Origin of the sequence: Burkholderia diffusa (genome assembly GCF_902499115.1) — a bacterium.
Lineage (GTDB): Bacteria > Pseudomonadota > Gammaproteobacteria > Burkholderiales > Burkholderiaceae > Burkholderia > Burkholderia diffusa.
Map to the genome: position 1 here is coordinate 17,641 of NZ_CABVPN010000010.1, position 18,530 is coordinate 36,170.

Genomic DNA, 18,530 nt, shown 5'->3' on the forward strand with positions numbered 1-18,530 from the left:
GGTATGTCTCGCCGCGGAACGGATACCGTGATCGGGGCGGGTGTCGGTGGCGTCGCCGGCGCGGTCCTGACGGGCGGCAGTGCGTTGGGCACGGTGGGCGGCGCGGCCGTCGGCGGCGTTGTCGGCAACCAGGTCGGGAAATAGGCCGGCCGAACGGTAGGGAATCGGCACGCGCACTCGCCGTCACGGCGAAGCGCGCGCGGATACGTGCGCGACCCGGAGTGCGACCGATATGTCGGCATTTCTCCTGAACGGCGGGCTGAGGCTGTCCTGGTGGCAGCTTGCGTGGGTCGTGTTCGCGCTCACGCACGTCACCATCATCAGCGTGACCGTGTACCTGCACCGCTGTCAGGCGCATCGGGCGCTGGATCTGCGCCCGTGCGTCAGCCACTTCTTCCGGTTCTGGCTGTGGTTGACGACCGGCATGCTGACCATGCAGTGGGTCGCGGTGCATCGCAAGCATCACGCGAGGAGCGAGACCCCGGAGGATCCGCATAGCCCGCGAACCCGTGGCCTCGCGACCGTGCTGCTTCGCGGCGCGGAACTGTACCGGGAGGAGGTGCGGAACGAGGAAACGCTGCGCCGGTATGGATCGGGCACGCCGGACGACTGGCTCGAACGCCATGTCTATGCCCGCTATCCGAATCTCGGCGTCGGGCTGCTCGCCGTGATCGACGTCGGGCTGTTCGGGCTCCCCGGCGTGGCGGCATGGGCGATCCAGATGATGTGGATTCCGTTCTGGGCCGGCGGCGTGATCAACGGTTGCGGCCACTTCAGCGGCTACCGGAATTTTGCGACGCCCGATGCGAGCACCAACCTCTTCCCGTTGGGCATCCTGATCGGCGGGGAAGAACTGCATAACAATCACCACGCATACGTGACGTCCGCCAGGCTGTCGAACCGATGGTTCGAGTTCGACATCGGCTGGCTGTACATCCGCCTGCTGGCGGCGTTGAGACTGGCGACCGTTCGGCGCGTCGCGACGAAGCCGCGCCTGCTCCCGAACAAGGCAACGGTCGACGACGCAACGCTGCAAGCGGTCATCCGCAACCGGCATGCGGTGATGGCCGCCTATGCGCGCATGCTCGAACCCGCCTGCCGGCGGGAGCTTCGCCGCATCAAGGACATGAGCCGCGACGACAAGCGCGCGTTCGCGCTCGCCATGAAACGCTGGCTGCGCCAGGCCTGGGGCCATCGGGGCAAGCCCGATCTGCGGGCGCTGACGAGCCCCAATGCCAACCGGCGAATGCGCGTGTACGTCGATATGTACGAGGCGTTGCTCGAGCTATGGACGTGGTCACACGCGTCGCACGAGCAATTGCTGGTTCAGTTGCAGGATTGGTGCCGTTGCGCGGAGCTGAGCGGCATCAAGGCGATCGCCGATTTCTCGACGCGCCTGCGCCGGTATGCGTGATTATCCCGAGCCGCCCGCGACCTGCGATACAGGACACCGGCGTGCCATGGCGCGTGCACGTGCCGCTCATTTCGCCCGATTGTCGGGGCGCAAATAGCGCCACTTGCTCGCATTCGAATTGATGCCGGCATCCTGACGGATGCGCCTTTCGGACCGCTCGATGTCGGCGCGGGCGAGATCTTCCCGCTGCTTCTGCCGGGTCGCCTGATCGCGTTGATCAAGTGGTGTGCCTGAATGTTGTTTCATAGATCCTCCTGACTGGAGCGTGCCGTGTATCGATATCGACCACTGCCGCGAATGCGTGCAGACACAGAATGGGCGAGAAAAAGGGGGGAGTCGGTACGATGCCGTGCAGTGGCGGTTAGCGTCGCTTCAAATCTTCATGCAGATGCTTTTCGGCGATGTCCGCCGTGACCCGCGTGCGCCCGGTACTTTGCCGGACAGACTCCACGCCCGCGCTCGTCCACCTTGAGATCGAAAGAGTCGATGCACGTGACGAACCGGCGCCGGGGGGCATCGCACTGGACCGCTCGACGCCGGCATGCAGCGCCCCACGGCGTCCGCCCGGATCTCACGCATAGCGGCGCATGAGCGGTGTCGCTGAAATGCCGTGCAGCACGATCGACACGGCGATCAGGGCCAGTACCAGCGGAACCAGCGGCAACACTTCCGCGCGCGGCCCTTGCTCGAGGGACAGCATCAGGTAATACAGGGAACCCACGCCACGGATGCCGAACCAGCCAATCAGCCGGCGCTGGTGGCGCGACGCCCGGGAACCGATCAGCGCAAGCCAGGTGGCGGCCGGCCGGATGACGAACAGCAGCGACGCAACCACGGCCGCGCCCGTCCAGGTGAGCATATCGGTCCAATAGCGGGAGACGAGCGCGCCGATCAGCAGGATCAGCACGGCTTCGGCGATGTGTTCCAGCTCGATCGTGAATCCCATGACCGATTCAGCGACGAAGGCATGAGCTTTGTCGGGGTCGGTGGAGGTGGCTTCGACATCCTCGCTGTCCACGACGCCGACCGTCTCTTTCGACGTCTTCCGGCCGCTCGTGCGATGCTCGACGCGCCGCATCGCGACGCCCGCGGCGAACACGGCCAGGAACCCGTAGCCATGAATGGCGAGCGCCACGCCATATGACAGCATGATCAGGCCCAGCGCGAAGAACCCTTCGAGGCCGAGGGCCTGGCCGTGCCGGCTGCGCAGGAATGCGACGAGCCGGGCGGTGGCGAAGCCCAGCAGCCAGCCGGCGCCCACGCCGGAGGTGACACCCCATGCAATGCCGCCGACCATGCTCCAGTGAAGCTCCGACATCGTGCCAGACCCGCACACAAGCAGGCCGATCACCGCGCAAGGGTAGGCGGTGCCGTCGTTGATTCCGCCTTCGCCGGATAAGGAAAAACGCACCAGTTCGACGTCACCCGCGTCGCGCACGCCGACGTCATGAGCGAGCACGGGATCCGTCGGCGCGATCATCGCGCCCAGCAGTACCGCGACGCCGAGACTCAAATGCAGCGCCAGCACGCCGAGCGCGGCGATCGCCGTGACGGTGAAGATCATCGCGACGACGCCAAGCCGCAGCGGCAGCATCCAGCGGCGATCGGCGGGCGGAACGCGCAGCCTCAGGCCGATCGCGAACAGCGAGATCAGCAAGCCGATTTCGGCAGCGATGCGCAAATGCGTGACGTCGTCCGGCAATGTCAGCGACAGGAAGCCGGTGCCGGCCGGTCCGATCAGAAAGCCGATCCCGAGATACACCATGGCCGCGCTCAGCGGCAGGCGCTTGAGCGACGATCCGATGAGTCCCATGAAAATCAGCAGGGCCCCGAAGATGAGGCATCCAATCGTTTCGGTCACTTTGAATGTCCTGCGTGGATAGCGTCGCGCTCGCCGCGCGTCACGCTCGGTGAGCCTTCGCCATGGGCCTTCTAGCGATTACCGCTGGAATCGATTCTGGAACACGGCGTCGCGCCGTCCTCGCTGACTGCGAGGCTGGCGAGTGGACCGATCGTCCTTTCGACAACCGGCGCGTGAGGCCGCGCTCCGGATGGCCGCTCGCCGCTTTCTGCACGGTATCGATCGACAGGAAGCGCAGCGTATTCATGCAGAGCGCATCGCGTAGCGAATCTTCGGTTGACGGGAAACGGGTTGAGGTCATACGGGTGCTCCCTGGCGTCCGGTTACGCTATATCCTGCACGGGGTCGGGTTGCGTTGGCTTCCCCTCGCGCGGGTCTGCGTTATCGGTCTGCGTTCCAGTAACCATGCTTGCCGTAGAACTCATGCAACTCGATTTCGTAGCTTCGATGAACGAGCTGCGAATCGTCGTATAGAGGGCTCCGGCGGATTGCATCGCGCGTGAGCGTGGTCGATACCGTTTTCGTTGACCAGTCCACGTGGTCGAGCCAGTGGGTCGCGATCAGCACTTCCTTGCCGGTCGACCACCAGCTCGACGTGTCGATCGCCAGGTAGCGGATCACCCACGCTTCGTCGTCGTAAATGAAGTCCGACACGTGGCCGATATGTCCGTCCGTGGCTTCGAGCCGATATCTGTCGACCTCGCCGGTGCTATGCAAATGCGTATCCGCCGGTGCGCTGGATGGCGCGGTGCCCGAGAAAAGCGGATCGCCCGCTTCAGGGTCCTGCGACGGCCCGGCGGGATCGAAAGCCGGGTATGCGCCCATTCCCCAAAGGTTCGGCCCGCCCCAGTAAGTCGGGTAGTTGTAGTAACGCAGGATCTCGATTTCGTGCTGGCGGGATACCGGCTTGTGCGTGTCCAGATTCGGGCTGTCTCTCACTTGCTGTTGCGTCAGGTTGACATATAGGGTGCGGAACTCGGCATGCGTGACGGAATACGGCGAGATCAGCACCTGCCTGTCGTGCAGCCAGTCGCCCGTCTCGACGACGAGGTAACGGATGCACCAGTTGTCATCGTCGAAGTAGGCTTGGTGGATGTGCCCGATATCGCCGTCCTTCGCTCGAACCGTGTCTCCGTGCAGCTTTCGGATGCTTCGCAACATGATGTCCTCGCCAGAGCAATGCCCGGCGCTTTGCTGATTCGGCCGACATGCCTGCCGTGCGGTGGCATCCAGCCGTTCGTCCGCTGATGCGGAGCGTTTCTTGCCGAGCGCGTCCCCTCGGATGGCCGGCATATTTGAAACGCTACACGCGACGAATGGCCGATGCGGTACGAAACCGTACAAAGCGCGAACGGAGGCACTAGGTCGGCCCTCCTGCAGGCATGTCGCGACATCCAACCTGACGCTATCATGAGGATGGCGAATAAGTTAGGGTTGACACGTTGATGAGCTACCGGGCCTCATTGGGGCAGCGGCGAATTCGGTCAGGTGGCATAGCTCTACGCGCGGGCTCAGTCTGTCCGATGCCGACGGTTTGTCGGTGCGCGTGAGGAGCGGATCCGGAGCGGCTCCGGAGCGTGCGCGGACCGGCTGCGTGGCTGTCAGTGCGGTCCGGCTGAGTCGAGGTCCCGGTCGATGCGACGGCGATGCGAAGCCGCGAGCGTGTTCGTCCCGCGGTGTCCGGTGTGTTGCGGCGAAACACGCGCGTGCCCGGCGGAATATTCAGATCGGGCCTATGCTGGCGTTGTGACCGGCGGCATTCCACGCTGGCGTGTCGCCAGCACGCAGCCCGTCGAATCCGGGCCAGCCTCATCCGGCACTCAGCTCCACGGAGGTGGATATGCGCAGCAGGTATCGAGAGCAGCATACGAACGGCGGCAAGAGCGAACGCAATGTCGACGAGGCGGTCGAGGGGACGTTCCCCGCGAGTGATCCGCCGTCGATCGGCGGTGTCACCCGGATGATTTCCCGCCCGGCCCATCGAAAGCATCACCGGAAGTCGCACCACATCAAGCACCGTTAGCGCAGGTTGCGCGGCGCTGATCGGCGCGTTGCGTGACCGGAATACTGGGAAGCCTGAAGGTAGGTAATCCGTTTCGTCGAGAGCGCGAAGGTGTCGATCCTCCTGTTTCGCGCCTTCGGGAGCGTCACGGAAATCTGCGGTGCGATAGCGGCTAGAGTCGCTTCAGATCGGGAAGCAGGCGATCGAATTCGCGTTTGACCACCCCATAGCATTCGCACACGCGCTTTTCGAGTCCGGGGCGGTCCAGCACTTCGATATGGCCGTAGTTGTAGCGGATGAGGCCTGCGTCTTGCAGCTTCAATGCCGCTTCCGTTACTCCCGACCTGCGCACGCCCAGCATGTTGGCGATCAGCTCCTGCGTCATGCGCAGCTCGTTCGAAGGCAGGCGGTCGAGGCTGAGCAGCAGCCAGCGGCACAGTTGCTGATCGATCGAGTGATGCCGGTTGCACACCGCGGTCTGGGCCATCTGCGTGATGAGCGCCTGGGTATAGCGCAACAACAGGCGTTGCATCGAATTGCCGCGCCGGAATTCTTCTTTCAGGATGCGCGCGTCGAGCCGGTAGGCTTGCCCCGCGCTTTGTACCACGGCGCGGCTCGGCGTCGTTTCGCCGCCCATGAACAGCGCCACGCCGATCATGCCCTCATGGCCGACGATCGCGATTTCAGCGGAAGAGCCGTCCTCCATCACATACAGCAACGAAACGATCGACGTGGTCGGAAAATAGACGTGATGAAGCTGGCCACCCGACTCGTACAGCACGTTTCCCAACGGCATGTCGACAAGGGTCAGGTGAGGGGCGAGGTGATCTCGTTCATCTTCTGGCAGCGCGGCAAGCAGGTGATTTTCGGTAATGGGCGGGTTGTCCAGCATGCGTGGCTCCTGCGCTCGCGCGCGGCTGACGATGGAGAATCCGGCCGATATGGGCGCAGCGGGAATTGGCGGGACGGGGCAACCATCATACTTTACCGATCCGACGACCGGACAGGATGGTGGGGGCAATGCGTCCTTTTTTTTCGATGAGTTCGGAATGATCGTTCGAATGCGAATCTACCTTCAAGAATTATAGTGTCGGCACATGCCTCATCAAGGTTGCGCGCTCTCGATACGGCACCGATATTTCACTGCGCGGTTGACGGAAAATCCTGGTCGCGCACGCGTGCGCAGCGTCGACCGCGGAAGATGCGCGTCGATGACTCGGGTGCGTCGGTGTTCAGCGTTCAGGTGGGGGTACGTCGAAGCGGTGGATCCAATCGAAGCGCGCGAAGGCGGAGGGAACGCGAGGCACTGGCGATATCATGCCGGTTACGAATGCGATTGAAAGTCTGATCACGCAACTGCGCAAGATCATCAAGACGCGTGGTGACTTCCCGAATGATGAGGCGACTGCGAGCGACATCCGATTGACGGAGTGCCCGCAAGCCGGGCGCTTCATTTCCGGCGCCGCAGCCGACTTAGAAGCTCGAGCGCTACCATGTCAGCATCGTTGTTCATCATCTCCGCTCGCAGCAGCAAACCGCCGACACGAACGGCCGCATCCCAGCTCGCCTCAGACATCGTCTGGTGATTGGTGGCCAGTTGCTCGGCGAGAGCAAGTAGCGCCGTCATCGTTCCCGGCTCGCCGGACGTTCGGCACTCTTCATGCCCTGCAACTAGCTGGAATAGCGCTAGAATCGATTCGGCAGTGATGGGAGGGGTGGCCATATGATCCTTATACGCCCTTTATCCTTGCCGGGCGACCTTTCAAGTCTGGCCCTTGAGCTCGCCTAGTATCGCCGCGCGTACCCTTCTCGATACAGAGTCGCACCGATAGACGTCAGCAGGGCGATGTCTTCCTCGCTCAATGTGTTCCATGCCCCTGCCAGCCAACCAGCAAAGCCTGCGCAGGCGTGGTCCATGTCGATCATCGCTCTTCCTTCGGCGTTCAGTTGTTCGAAAACAGTGATCACATCGTGGGGAGTCATGAAGTGCTCCTGATGAGCTTCCAGCATACTCGGTATCCAGTCCGGCGCCACCTAAATCGACCGACGCTGTTGATGTCCACGCTGAATTGACCCATCGGGGACGCGCGGTATGCATATCGGCAAATGCGGGCTTCGACGCCATGTGTAGTCACTACCTGTACGCCATTCGCGATTGCCGTCTGTGGGGAGGCCGCCAATGTTTTGAAACGGCACTTGCCATGCTTGGTGAATCACCCAGGCAGGTCGGCACGCCAGCTCCGGCTGATGCGGACATTCATGCAGGGGTAGACAATGGCCGATGCGATGCAGCGGTATAGGAGCGAACTGTCCGCAGCCACGCGCGGCAGAGGTGCACCGGCTTCTATTTGCCCTGGAGGTAGCCTGAAGCAGGCCACTGTGTTCCTCCCAGAACGTTAGCAGGACCTGTTGCATGCTGACTGGCACGAGGAGACAGCCGGCGTTCAGGTCAACGGCGTTTGCTGGCTCCGCCCGGATTGCGCTGGATCGAGTTTGACGGTAGCGACGACGGTACCTCGACAGAACTCGTCTTGAGAGATCGCGCGTTGGTGATTATTCATAGAAGGCGCGCGACGATGCTCCAATGCACGCGACCCAAAGCCGACAACAGCCGACTGAATTTATCGGTATCGTGGACGGAATCGTCATTGCCCGACTGCGCGGAATGGAGTACTTAATAGTGCGTCTTGAGTGAGCCCTTCACCAATAAGCAATTGTCGTGGGGGCCCAGTGCGCTGCGGAACATTTTGATATCCATGGTCTTTGCGGCCGGCTCCCAAGGGTCGTTGTAAAAGACAACTGTATCCTTGACTCCAGTCACGACGATGGCATGCTGCTGCCCCATGTGGAAGGCGCCGCCGGCCCAAATTGGACCGTATCTCCATAGAGCGTCTTCCAACCACTCCGTTGTGACTTCTGTTTTGAATGGCTTCGGGGGATCGAGGGCCATGAGGCCCTCGACACGGATAAGCTTCGAGATGGACGCTTGGGCCATCCCCTGATCCTTGCGCCATACATCCGGTAAGCCAAGCCGTGGCCCTGGACGAAAGTAATATGAAACCATGCACGCGGCTGCGTACCAGCAAGCCATGTCTCCATGTGGTTGCGGGCCTTTGCCGTCGCCCTTGTCGAGCGTCAGCCACTCACCGTCGGAATTTCTTCGTTGCCCGACGAGAGGCACAGTAAGTAACCGATAGTTCGGGCGCTTCATTCCTGATCTCCCGAGCGATGCTATGTGCTGAAGAATAGGAAGTATTGCAACGCGAAGCAACGGCGGGACTCAACTCGCACCGCGATGCGAATTATTCAATCGCTGCAGAATAGGGCGTCGTGCGCTGTCCCATTGCAGCGTCGTGGCAAGGACCAGTTCCGCTACGATGAGCACGCCCAGGATTTTGAGCCAGAGGATCAGGCGCGCGTTCGCGACCATACTCCCATCAGCGCTGTCGTGACGATTCGGCGCGACTTCCTCGACACGCAAGGGCCACGACGGTGGGTTGTTGTTCGTGGCGAAGAGCGCGTCCAGGCGGTCTGGCCGATCCGGTCGATATTCGCGCTGACTCGTAGCGAGCAAAGCGCATGGTCCTTGCTCCAGACGACAAGCACTTTGGAAATCGTCTCATCGCAGCCGGCCGTAGGCGGAACGGTCCTTCCCGGGCTCAGGCGCGAGATCGACGCGATGGATCTCCACATCGCCCGGATTGCGACCGTCAGCGGCCGGTTGATCACGGCCGCCGAGATGGCGATCGTGGCAGGCGCGGCGTTGACCGGGCTCGCTGCGTACCCGTTGCGGCAGCGTTGAAAATAGAAGGCCCGCGATACGCGGGCCTCGTGCAATCAGCAATTGCCTTTCTTTGCCTGTCCGGGCGGGCAGAACCCGTTCCCCGGTCCGCCTTGCGGCGCAATAACCACCGGTGGGCCCGGCACGTATGCGACGCACCCGCTGAGCGCGCCGACCACGCTCGCCGCTGCAAGCAATGCGATAACCCCTTTCTTCACTTCGTTCTCCCGTTTATTGAGGAAAGGGCCGTGAGGCCCTTTCGATGATGCTGCCGACGCGTCAGAAGCTGAAATTGACGTTCGACTGGCTGGTCGTTGCGTTGACGTTCGTCGATTGCGTTGCGCCCGACGCTGCGTCCGCCTCGATCGTATATTGTGCCGCGGCACCCGGCGACGCAGCCAGCGCGACCGGCAGCGAGCCCGAGTAAGTGCCGACGATCGGCGCGGCCGTGGGTACATTGAGCGCATAGGCGCCCGTATCCATGTTCGCGTTGATCGACGTGATCTCGTACGCGTTTGCATCGACGGTCTGCAATGCACGCACGAACGCATCGGCGCTTGCCGTCACCGTGCCGCTGACCGTGCTCATCGTCGATGCCGGCAGCGTGATCGGCGCGTTCGACGCCGACACCGCCGTGGTCGTGTTCACGACGACAGGAACCGAGCGCACGATGCCTGACGCGAAGTTGTTCTGCACGATCACGACGTCGTAGTTGCCTTGCGTCGAGCTCTGGATCAGCGGCGACAGCACGAACTTCCCGGTACCGTCGGCAACCGTGCCGCGGACCACCTTGCCGCCTTGTTCCGCATACACGGTCGCGCCTGCTTCGGCCGATGCGACGTAACCGGAGATCGCACCGCTCACGACGGTCGGGATCGCGGTGACGACCGGCTTCAGTGCGTACGTGCCGTTGCCGCGCTGGACGATCGACTTGCACGCGTTGAAGTCGAGCACGAGGTCGACGAGCGTGTTCGGCTGAACCGTGAAAGGCTGGATGATCTTGTAGCCGCTTTGCGTTGCGCTCGGCGTCGCGAGCGCCTGTTCCGTGCCGCCGGTCGGAACGACCGAGTTCGCGAGGGTATTGCCCTGGTTCTGCGCGAGAACCAGGCGGACCTGTTGATACTGGCCCGCCGGCAGCGCGGTCTGACCGATATCGGCGAGCACGCCGTTGGTCAGCGACAGCAGGTCGATCTTCTGTGGTGTCGCCAGCGTGATCGTCGACCAGCCGGCGTCGTTGTCGGAGGCATTCCCATTCGCATTGACGCGGACCTGCGAGACGGTTATGAAGACATGATCGAAGCCGCATGAAGGCGCATCGGTCATCGCGACATGCAGCGTGCCGGTTTGCGGGCTGCCGCCATCGCCGCCGCCGCATCCTGCGAGCGCCAACGGCACCGCTGCCGCACATAGTGCGGCCTTCCAGAACGTCTTGTTCATTGTCTTGTCCCCCTCCGAAGTTATTGTGGGTGCAACGAAGCATAGCGTCGGGAATTGCCCACAGTATGGACAGTTTTGAAACGAACCGTAAATTCTGCGTCGGAGCGTAAGGACTGACGCTTCTCGATCGGTATTCGCGATGCAAGGGCCGGTAATGCGGTTCGCGGCGAATGAATCACGTCCGGGAACACGGCCCGTTTCGCGATTGGCGAAAACTTGATCGGTGAAAGCACTGAATCCGCCCCGATTATTTCGCCGCTATAGTCGAAGCACGAACGGTAGTCGCGTGCGCCATGCGCCGCCACCGTTCAGGTAACGACTGTAGACGGGTGCTGTATGAAAAACACAATCGAAAAGACCACCGGACCGGTGTGGGGTGTGGCGGCAGGCGTAATCCTCGCTGCCGCGGGACTGAGTCTCGGCATTTTCCCGAAATCGCTGAACAGCATGGGAACCGTAAACGACTTCATGGCATCCGGCGTCGCGATGCTGGGGATCTTCCTCGTCGTCTATTCCACGCACGAACTACGACGAAAACGCCTGAACTGAGCGTCGGGGCACCATCTCCGCGCCGAACGCTCCAGGCCGACCGCCGGCTCAGGAATGCGCGCGCCCGTCGGTGGAGCCGGAATCGACCAGCAGGTCGTCGACGATGATTTCGCCGGCCGCCCGGCCCGCGCGCAACGCGTTGAGGGTGTCGTCGAACAGGCGGCCGCCATCGTCGCCGAGCCGGACCGGCGCCAGCAGGCGCGGCGCGCAGCCGGCCGCGCGAACCTGCACGACCGCCACGAACCCGAACCGAAGCGTGGCGGGTGGCGGCGCGTGGTCGCGCGGTTCGTCTAGCCGGAATTCGCAGCGGACATCGATGGTGTATCCGCGGTAGGTGTACGCACTGTTCATCTGCAGCTCGCTCGGAAGGGAACGCGACGACGGACCGTGGGCGCATGATATCGGCTCGCGCGAGCCGGTGGGGATGGGGTGTCTACCTACTTGAGGATTTCGTGCCGGTAGACGAGCTCGACGATGCGCTTCGTCGGGATGCTCGCGCGCAGCGCATCGACGTTGTCGATACGAAACCACTTGCACGTCTCGATCTCGTTGCTGGCCTGGGCCGTATGCTCCGGGCCGACTTCCGCGAAGAACACATGGTGCACCTTCGCGAGCCCGGTGAACTGCATCGAATAGACGAGATTCTGGCCGACGATGCCGGTTTCTTCCAGCAGTTCCCGATGTGCAGCCTCGAGCGGCGTTTCGCTGCGCTTGATCGTGCCGCCGGGCAACGCCCAGCGCGACGATACGCGCGCAACGAGCAAGACCTGTTCTTCGCGGTAGCAGACGACGGTTGCGCGTTCCTTGACGGGAACCGCACTGGCTTCCGGTGTTTTCGTGGAGACGGGAGCTTGAGGCATGATCCGATTCTAGCGAGAGTCGGCCGCCCGTCCAAGCGGGAGCCGCCGAGCGCGCCGCGGCCCGTCGGTCGGGCCGCGTTGCGATGGAATCCGTAGCGTTACTTCTGTTCCGGCAAGAACCAGTTCATCACGAGCGCGCAGATGCCGCCCGTCGCGACGCCCGATTCCAGCACGTTCTTCAGTGCATGCGGCAGGCTGTTCAGGATATCCGGCACTTGCGACACGCCGAGGCCGAGCGCGAGCGACACCGCGATGACCAGCAGCGCACGGCGATCGAGCTGGATGCCGGACAGGATGTTGATGCCCGATGCGGCCACCGCGCCGAACATCACCATCGCCGCACCGCCGAGCACGGGCTCGGGCACGGCCTGCAGCGCGCCCGCGACGACCGGGAACAGGCCGAGCACCACGAGCATGCCCGCGATCCAGATGCCGACGTAGCGGCTCGCGACGCCGGTAATCTGGATCACGCCGTTGTTCTGCGCGAACACGGAGCTCGGGAACGTGTTGAACACGCCGGCCAGCAGCGAGTTCGCGCCGTTCACGAGCACGCCGCCCTTGATCCGTTGCATCCACACCGGTCCCTCGACCGGCTCCTTCGAGATCTTGCTGGTGGCGGTGACGTCGCCGATCGCCTCGAGCGACGTGACGAGGTAGATGATCAGCATCGGCACGAACAGCGACCACGAGAAACCGATGCCGAAGTGCAGCGGCGTCGGGACCTGGAACAGCGCGGCCTGATGCACGCCGGTAAAGTCGAGGCGGCCCAGCACCGCGGCCGCGGCATAGCCGATCACGAGCGCGATCACGAGCGCGGTGCTGCGCACCCACACGATCGGCACGCGGTTCAGCAGGATGATCGTGCCGAGCACGAGGCACGACAGCGTCAGGTTCTGGGCGCTCGCGAACGTGCCGTTGGCCATCGCGCCGTAGCCGCCGCCCATGCTGATCAGGCCGACCTTGATCAGCGTGAGGCCGATCAGCAACACGACGATGCCGGTGACGAGCGGCGTGATCAGGCGCTTCACGAACGGCAGGATGCGCGACACGCCCATCTCGACGAACGAACCCGCGATCACGACGCCGAAGATCGCGGCCATCACGGTCTCGACCGGCGTGCCCTGCTTGACCATCACGCTGCCGCCGGCGATCAGCGGGCCGACGAAGTTGAAGCTGGTGCCCTGCACGATCAGGAGGCCGGCGCCGAGCGGACCAAAGCGCTTGCACTGCACGAAGGTCGCGATACCGGAAATCACCAGCGACATCGACACGATAAGGGTCGTATCGCGGCTCGATACGCCGAGCGCCTGGCAGATCAGCAGGCCGGGCGTGACGATCGGCACGATGATCGCCAGCAGGTGCTGGAGCGCGGCGACGAAGGCGACCATCGGCGCGGGCCGGTCGTTGGGGCCATAGACGAGGTCGCGCGACGAATCGGCGTCGTCGGTGCCGTGGGAGGCAGATCGGGCGGGGGAGGCGGGTTGCATGGCGAGCGGGCCGGACAGGATGGAAAGTGCGGCATTTTAGCCGAAGGGCCGGCCGGCGCCGCCTGGCGCGATGCAATGGTCGGGATTCGGGAAAGCGGTGCCGGATCCGTGTCGCCGAGTGCGCGGCGCCGCCCCGGTTTGTCAGCGCGTGCGGCCCGGCGGGCGCTCCGGCGGACAGCTGGCGGGCAACTGGCGGACCGTCCGTCCGGGCAGGGCACGTCGGTCATCGCGGCCGCCGTGCGCGGCGTCGAGGCGCTGGCACAGTCGCTTGCGCTCGAGCTCAGGCCGATTCGCGTGAACGTCGTCGCGCCCGGTTTCGTCGACACGCCGCTGTACGACGCATTCGGCCCGCAAGCGCGCGACGCGATCCTCGGCGGGGCCGCGTCGTCGTTGCCGGGCGGCCGCGTCGGTCGCGCCGATGAAGTCGGGGAAGCGGTCGCGTTCCTGCTGGGCAACCGCTTCATGAACGCCGAGATCCTGCACATCGACGGGGGCGGCCGGCTGGTGTGAGGCGCGGGCGTTGCGTGCGGATCGTGATGCTTCAGTCGGCGGCGCCCGTTTTCGTGCCGCGCACCCGTGCGCGTGGTGCGCGGGCCGCCGGATACGCGCGTTTGCACACGTCGATGACGGCATCGCGCAGACGGCGATGCACGGGGTCGCGCTGCATTCGCGGATGCCAGAGCGCGGAGATCAGGATCTCGGGCAGCCGGACCGGTATCGCGAAGGTGCGCAGCCCCAGCGCGTCCACGAGCCCCGGCGTGAATGCGTTGCCGAGGCTCGAGCGCGGCACGAGCGCAATCAGGTCGGTGCCGGCCGCGACGCGCATCGCATCGGGATAGCCGGGCACCACGACCTGAACGACTTGGGCGGGCGCGAGCGTGTCTGCCGGACCGTTCGCCGGCCCGCCGAAGTCGCCGAGCTGCGATGCGATCACGTGACGGCAGGCCGCGTAGCGCGCAGGCGTGATCCGGGCCGCCGCGAACAGCGGATGCCCGGCGCGTGCCACCGCGACGTGTCCGTCGTGAAAGAGCTCGCGCGTGTGCAGTTCGGGCGCGTCGTCGCCGCGCTTGCCGATTTCCAGGTCGACCGTGCCGTCGCGCAGCGGCCCCGGATCGCGGTCGAGCCTGGCGACGAAACGCACGCGCACACCGGGTGCGATTTCGCCGATCGCGGCGACCACCGGGCCGGCGAGCATGTCCATGAACGACGCCGCCGCACGGATGGTGAACGTGGACGACAGCGTGGCCATGTCGAGATCGGCCGTGGCCGGACGAAGCACGGCACGGGCATCGCTCGCGATGGCATGCACGCGATCGCGCAACGCCGATGCGTGCGGCGTCGGCACGAGCCGGCGTCCGGCGCGCACGAGCAGTGGGTCGCCCGTGGCGGTGCGCAGCCGCGTGAGCGTGCGGCTCATCGCGGAGGTGCTCAGTCCGAGCCGGCGCGCGGCGCCGGTCACGCTCCCTTCGGTCAGCAGCACGTCGAGCGCGGTGACGAGGTTCAGGTCGATGTCTTCCATCGGGACAGCATACGGCATCGCACGCCGTGACAGGGCGTTTAATGCAACTATTGATTGAGTTCGATGCGTCTGGTGCATGTGAAGGTGCACGCCTATAGTGGCTGGATGACGAACGCCAGCAAAGGTGAAATCCATGCAATCGACTTTATCGAACCCCAGGACACCATCGATCCTGCTCGTCGCGGCCTCGCGTGGCCTCGGGCTTGCGATGGCGGAACAGTTCCTGAACAAGGGCTGGCACGTCACCGGAACCGTGCGCGCGGCATCGGGGCGCACGCAGCTGCACGCGCTCGCCGAACGCTTCGACGGACGGCTCGAGGTCGAGACGCTCGACATCTGCGAGCCGGAACAGCTGACCGCGCTGCGCGCGCGCTTGTCGGGCCGGCGCTTCGACATGCTGTTCGTGAACGCCGGCACGACCAACGATCCGAACGAAACGATCGGCGAAGTCACGACCGACGAATTCGTGCGCGTGATGATCACGAATGCGCTGGCGCCGATGCGCGTGATCGAGGCGCTGCAGGATCTCGTGACCGCGGACGGCCTGATCGGCGCGATGTCGTCGGGGCAGGGAAGTGTCGCGAACAACGTGAGCGGAATGCGCGAGGTCTACCGCGGCAGCAAGGCCGCGCTGAACCAGTTCATGCGCAGTTTCGCGGCGCGCCAGGCCGGCACGCCGCGCGCGATGGTGCTGATGGCGCCGGGCTGGGTCCGCACGGAACTCGGCGGGCCCGATGCGCGATTGACGATCGACGAAAGCGTGCCGAGCCTCGTGAACGTGTTGATCGAGAAGCAACGGCGCGCGGGGCTCGAATACCTCGATTACCAGGGGCGCACCGTGCCGTGGTAGCGGCCGGAGCAGCGGGGCGCGTGACGCGGGCAAAGCCGGCCGGCCAGGGCATCGCGCCGGCATGCGACGAACCTGCCGCGAACCCACCGCGAACCGGTCGCGCGGAGCGCTGCCGCCGCGTGCGTGACGATGCGCTGCGCGCACGGCGCCGATTCAATACAATGCGACGTCTGGGCGTCGGCATCGTGTCGGGCCGCCGACCGCCACCTTCGACGAGCAACCGCGCATTGTGGAATGACGACCCGTCATGACGGGCGCTGGCGAATACGGAGCGCAGCATGAACGAACCTTACCTGCAGGTCATCGCGCATTTCTTCGCGAAACCCGGCAACGGCGACCGCGTGATCGAACTGCTGGCCGAACTCGCGCCGGCCACGCGCACCGAGCCGAAAAACCTCGACTATGCGTACTTCCGGTCGCCGGTCGATCCCGACCACATCGTGATCCTCGAGCGCTACAGCGATGCCGACGGCCTCGACGTCCATCGGGAAACGCCGCATTTCCAGCGGATCGGTGTCGGCGCGATCATTCCGCTGCTCGATCGCCGCGACGTGACGCGCTACATGGTGCAGCCGGACACCGGCACGGCGACGCCACCGGGAGACGCCCGATGAACCCGTTTCAATTCCGTACCGTTCCGACGCAGATCGTCGAATTCGGCGCCGCGCGCCGGCTCGGCCCGCTGTTGCGCGAACGCTTTCCGGCTCTCGCGCGGCTATGCGTCGTCACGGACGCGTTCCTGCATCGCAGCGGCGTGCTTGCGCCGGCGCTGGAGAGCCTCGCCGCGCACGGCTGGCAGGTGACCGTGATCGACGACGTGATCGCCGATCCGCCCGAGCACGTCGTGCTCGAGGCGACCGCGCGGGCGGTGGCGGCCGATGCGGAAATCGTGCTCGGCCTCGGCGGTGGTTCGTCGATGGATGTCGCGAAGCTGATCGCGGTGCTCGCGCCGGGGCAGCAGGCGCTGACCGACATGTACGGCGTCGACAAGGTTGCAACGTCGCGGCTGCCGCTCGTGCAGATGCCGACGACGGCCGGCACCGGCTCCGAAGTGACGGCCGTGTCGATCGTCACGGTCGGCGAGGCGCGCAAGATGGGCGTCGTGTCGCCGCACTTGTTCGCGGACGTCGCGATCCTCGACGCCGAGTTGACACTCGGGCTGCCGCGCGCGGCAACGGCCGCGACGGGCATCGACGCGATGGTGCATGCGATCGAGGCCTATACGTCGTCGAGGCTCAAGAATCCGGTGTCCGACATGCTGGCCGTGCAGGGATTGACGCTGCTGTCGCGCAACCTGCTGAAGGCCTGTGACGACGGCCGCGATCGGCACGCGCGCGAAGCGATGCTGGTCGGCGCGATGTTCGCCGGCCAGGCATTCGCGAACGCGCCGGTCGCGGCCGTGCATGCGCTGGCCTATCCGGTCGGCGGCATTTTCCACGTGCCGCACGGGCTGTCGAACGCGCTCGTGCTGCCGCATGTGCTGCGCTTCAACGCACCGGCTGCCGCGCCGCTGTATGCGGAGCTCGCGGCGATCGTCGCGCCGTCGGCGAGCGGTAGCGACGAAGCGAGGACGCAGGCGCTGATCGACGAGATCGATCGCCTGATCGTCGCGACGGGCATTCCGCGCACGCTGCGCGAGGTCGGCATCGGCGAGGGCGACCTGCCGAGGATGGCGTCGGACGCGATGCTGCAGACGCGCCTGCTCGTGAACAATCCGCGCGAAGTCACGGAAGCCGATGCGCTGGCGATCTATCGGCAGGCGTGGTGATGCGGCGCGCGTGACTTGCCGCGCGCGAGCGCATTGACGCGAGCCGGTGCCTGCACGACGCCGATGCTGCCGAAGGCCCGGATCGTGTCGAACATCGGGCGCCAATGGCTCGTCGTCCTCACCGTCCGGGTCCGCGCGTATTCGAGCTTGTTGTCTTCGCTCTGCAGCGGCAACTGCTCGTTCGCGAGGATGCCCTTGACGTGGACGAACGGGTGCTTCACCAGATCGGCCTTCGTTGCGATCGGGCCGAAGCGGTCGGGACTGGCGGGGGCGGCCACGAGCACGCGGTCGACTGTGCCGAGCGGATGCGCGACGAACCGATACTCGGTATTGGTTCGGCGGCACGCGCCAAGGGCGCATGAGATCACCGATACCGTGAGCGAAAATCCGGTTCATGCAATCGACGGGAGACGACATGACGCAACGGGACGAAGCAGCGCGCACGCGATGCGTCGCGTGGCAGATCACGCAGACCTGGCACGCGGCGGAATGGTGCCGGCTCGTCGAGACGCGCGCGGGCATCGACCTGTCGGGCGCGGTGGCGGGCGCGATCGACGGCACGCCGTTTCGCGTCGACTATACGATCGCGTGCGGCGCCGACTGGCTGACGCGATCGGTGCACGTGACGGTCTGGCTCGGCGCAGCGCCGGCCCGGCGATTCGCAATCGAGCGCGACGCGGGGCGCTGGACGATCGACGGCGTCGACGCGCCGGCCCTTGCGGGCGCGACCGACATCGATCTCGGCTTCAGTCCGTCGACCAATACGCTGCCGATCCGGCGTCTCGGGCTGGCGGTCGGCGCGTCGGCCGTCATCCACACGGCCTGGCTGCGATTTCCCGCGTTCGAGATCGTGCGCGGCGAGCAGCGCTATACGCGCACGGCGGAGCACGTTTACCGCTACGAGAGCGGCACGTATGCGGCCGATATCGCGGTCGACGATGCGGGCCTCGTTACCGATTACGACGAGTGGCGGCGGACCGGCGCGACGTGTCCGCCCTGACG

General features: G+C 64.9%; 23 protein-coding genes. 10 read left to right on the top strand and 13 right to left on the bottom strand.

Translation table 11 applies throughout. The annotated features are described in order from the left end of the window. The first annotated feature begins 3 nt into the window (after window positions 1-3). Together BTE28158_RS32455 and BTE28158_RS11635 are read left to right on the top strand one after the other, a co-directional pair. Entirely contained in the window at window positions 4-144 is a 141-nt protein-coding gene (locus tag BTE28158_RS32455; protein WP_226117038.1) for a glycine zipper 2TM domain-containing protein, read from the top strand. Between the two features lie 88 nt (window positions 145-232). After that, window positions 233-1,414 carry a DesA family fatty acid desaturase gene (locus tag BTE28158_RS11635; protein WP_151048749.1) on the top strand — a complete coding sequence of 394 codons (1,182 nt, stop codon included), beginning with the start codon at window positions 233-235 and terminating at the stop codon, window positions 1,412-1,414. Between the two features lie 66 nt (window positions 1,415-1,480). Here BTE28158_RS11635 and BTE28158_RS11640 read toward each other — a convergent pair whose 3' ends face one another. The 3 genes from BTE28158_RS11640 to BTE28158_RS11650 all read right to left on the bottom strand — a co-directional run bounded on the left by BTE28158_RS11640 (window position 1,481) and on the right by BTE28158_RS11650 (window position 4,436). After that, a complete protein-coding gene (locus BTE28158_RS11640; RefSeq protein WP_082728782.1) occupies window positions 1,481-1,660 on the bottom strand; it encodes a hypothetical protein in 180 nt (59 codons plus the stop codon). 325 nt (window positions 1,661-1,985) lie between these two features. Then, a complete protein-coding gene (locus tag BTE28158_RS11645; RefSeq protein ID WP_151048748.1) occupies window positions 1,986-3,275 on the bottom strand; it encodes a cation:proton antiporter in 1,290 nt (429 codons plus the stop codon). Window positions 3,276-3,656: 381 nt separating this feature from the next. Continuing rightward, window positions 3,657-4,436: a PRC-barrel domain-containing protein gene (locus BTE28158_RS11650; protein ID WP_151048758.1), complete on the bottom strand. Its 780-nt coding sequence runs from the start codon at window positions 4,434-4,436 to the stop codon at window positions 3,657-3,659. Between the two features lie 679 nt (window positions 4,437-5,115). Between BTE28158_RS11650 and BTE28158_RS32935 the strand changes: the two genes are divergently transcribed. Continuing rightward, window positions 5,116-5,298 carry a hypothetical protein gene (locus BTE28158_RS32935; RefSeq protein ID WP_082728783.1) on the top strand — a complete coding sequence of 61 codons (183 nt, stop codon included), beginning with the start codon at window positions 5,116-5,118 and terminating at the stop codon, window positions 5,296-5,298. A 151-nt stretch (window positions 5,299-5,449) separates the two neighbouring features. Here the strand turns inward: BTE28158_RS32935 and BTE28158_RS11655 are convergent, their stop codons facing one another. From BTE28158_RS11655 to BTE28158_RS11670, 4 genes are all read right to left on the bottom strand, one after another. After that, the gene (locus BTE28158_RS11655; RefSeq protein WP_124628431.1) at window positions 5,450-6,169 is read right to left on the bottom strand and encodes a Crp/Fnr family transcriptional regulator; all 720 of its coding nucleotides are present in this window, start codon (window positions 6,167-6,169) and stop codon (window positions 5,450-5,452) included. Between the two features lie 558 nt (window positions 6,170-6,727). Further along, window positions 6,728-7,000, bottom strand: coding sequence for a hypothetical protein (locus BTE28158_RS11660; RefSeq protein WP_124628429.1), 273 nt, complete (start codon window positions 6,998-7,000; stop codon window positions 6,728-6,730). A gap of 62 nt (window positions 7,001-7,062) precedes the next feature. Further along, window positions 7,063-7,287 (bottom strand): hypothetical protein, encoded by a 225-nt coding sequence (locus BTE28158_RS11665; RefSeq protein ID WP_409360410.1) that lies wholly within the window; start codon window positions 7,285-7,287, stop codon window positions 7,063-7,065. A gap of 664 nt (window positions 7,288-7,951) precedes the next feature. Further along, a complete protein-coding gene (locus BTE28158_RS11670) occupies window positions 7,952-8,488 on the bottom strand; it encodes a papain-like cysteine protease family protein (protein ID WP_082728784.1) in 537 nt (178 codons plus the stop codon). 84 nt (window positions 8,489-8,572) lie between these two features. Between BTE28158_RS11670 and BTE28158_RS11675 the strand changes: the two genes are divergently transcribed. Then, a complete protein-coding gene (locus tag BTE28158_RS11675) occupies window positions 8,573-9,079 on the top strand; it encodes a hypothetical protein (RefSeq protein WP_151048747.1) in 507 nt (168 codons plus the stop codon). Window positions 9,080-9,337: 258 nt separating this feature from the next. Here the strand turns inward: BTE28158_RS11675 and BTE28158_RS11680 are convergent, their stop codons facing one another. Beyond that, entirely contained in the window at window positions 9,338-10,495 is a 1,158-nt protein-coding gene (locus BTE28158_RS11680; protein ID WP_151048746.1) for a DUF4382 domain-containing protein, read from the bottom strand. A gap of 336 nt (window positions 10,496-10,831) precedes the next feature. Between BTE28158_RS11680 and BTE28158_RS11685 the strand changes: the two genes are divergently transcribed. Next, window positions 10,832-11,044 carry a hypothetical protein gene (locus tag BTE28158_RS11685; RefSeq protein ID WP_059598746.1) on the top strand — a complete coding sequence of 71 codons (213 nt, stop codon included), beginning with the start codon at window positions 10,832-10,834 and terminating at the stop codon, window positions 11,042-11,044. Window positions 11,045-11,092: 48 nt separating this feature from the next. On the opposite strand, the gene BTE28158_RS11690 is transcribed toward BTE28158_RS11685, so the two are convergent. The 3 genes from BTE28158_RS11690 to BTE28158_RS11700 form a co-directional block, all read right to left on the bottom strand. Next, on the bottom strand, window positions 11,093-11,395 hold the full coding sequence (locus BTE28158_RS11690; protein ID WP_151048745.1) for a hydrogenase maturation factor: 303 nt from the start codon (window positions 11,393-11,395) through the stop codon (window positions 11,093-11,095). 86 nt (window positions 11,396-11,481) lie between these two features. Then, window positions 11,482-11,904: an NUDIX hydrolase gene (locus BTE28158_RS11695; RefSeq protein WP_151048744.1), complete on the bottom strand. Its 423-nt coding sequence runs from the start codon at window positions 11,902-11,904 to the stop codon at window positions 11,482-11,484. 98 nt (window positions 11,905-12,002) lie between these two features. Continuing rightward, window positions 12,003-13,391 (bottom strand): nucleobase:cation symporter-2 family protein, encoded by a 1,389-nt coding sequence (locus BTE28158_RS11700; RefSeq protein ID WP_151048743.1) that lies wholly within the window; start codon window positions 13,389-13,391, stop codon window positions 12,003-12,005. Between the two features lie 138 nt (window positions 13,392-13,529). Here BTE28158_RS11700 and BTE28158_RS11705 point away from each other — a divergent pair, with 138 nt between their 5' ends. Beyond that, on the top strand, window positions 13,530-13,901 hold the full coding sequence (locus BTE28158_RS11705) for an SDR family oxidoreductase (protein ID WP_239007256.1): 372 nt from the start codon (window positions 13,530-13,532) through the stop codon (window positions 13,899-13,901). Window positions 13,902-13,932: 31 nt separating this feature from the next. Here the strand turns inward: BTE28158_RS11705 and BTE28158_RS11710 are convergent, their stop codons facing one another. Continuing rightward, entirely contained in the window at window positions 13,933-14,910 is a 978-nt protein-coding gene (locus tag BTE28158_RS11710; RefSeq protein ID WP_151048757.1) for a LysR family transcriptional regulator, read from the bottom strand. Between the two features lie 133 nt (window positions 14,911-15,043). Between BTE28158_RS11710 and BTE28158_RS11715 the strand changes: the two genes are divergently transcribed. The 3 genes from BTE28158_RS11715 (at window position 15,044) to BTE28158_RS11725 (ending at window position 17,528) form a co-directional block, all read left to right on the top strand. Continuing rightward, window positions 15,044-15,760: an SDR family oxidoreductase gene (locus tag BTE28158_RS11715; RefSeq protein WP_151048742.1), complete on the top strand. Its 717-nt coding sequence runs from the start codon at window positions 15,044-15,046 to the stop codon at window positions 15,758-15,760. A gap of 278 nt (window positions 15,761-16,038) precedes the next feature. Continuing rightward, the gene (locus tag BTE28158_RS11720; RefSeq protein ID WP_124628409.1) at window positions 16,039-16,374 is read left to right on the top strand and encodes a putative quinol monooxygenase; all 336 of its coding nucleotides are present in this window, start codon (window positions 16,039-16,041) and stop codon (window positions 16,372-16,374) included. After that, window positions 16,371-17,528 (top strand): iron-containing alcohol dehydrogenase, encoded by a 1,158-nt coding sequence (locus BTE28158_RS11725; protein ID WP_151048741.1) that lies wholly within the window; start codon window positions 16,371-16,373, stop codon window positions 17,526-17,528. The genes BTE28158_RS11720 and BTE28158_RS11725 overlap by 4 nt, the downstream gene beginning before the upstream one ends. Here BTE28158_RS11725 and BTE28158_RS11730 read toward each other — a convergent pair. Continuing rightward, a complete protein-coding gene (locus BTE28158_RS11730; RefSeq protein ID WP_239007255.1) occupies window positions 17,510-17,806 on the bottom strand; it encodes a hypothetical protein in 297 nt (98 codons plus the stop codon). The two genes, BTE28158_RS11725 and BTE28158_RS11730, sit on opposite strands and share 19 nt — an antisense overlap. 137 nt (window positions 17,807-17,943) lie before the next feature. Here BTE28158_RS11730 and BTE28158_RS11735 point away from each other — a divergent pair, with 137 nt between their 5' ends. Continuing rightward, window positions 17,944-18,528 (top strand): putative glycolipid-binding domain-containing protein, encoded by a 585-nt coding sequence (locus BTE28158_RS11735; protein WP_151048740.1) that lies wholly within the window; start codon window positions 17,944-17,946, stop codon window positions 18,526-18,528. The last annotated feature ends 2 nt before the right edge of the window (window positions 18,529-18,530 follow it).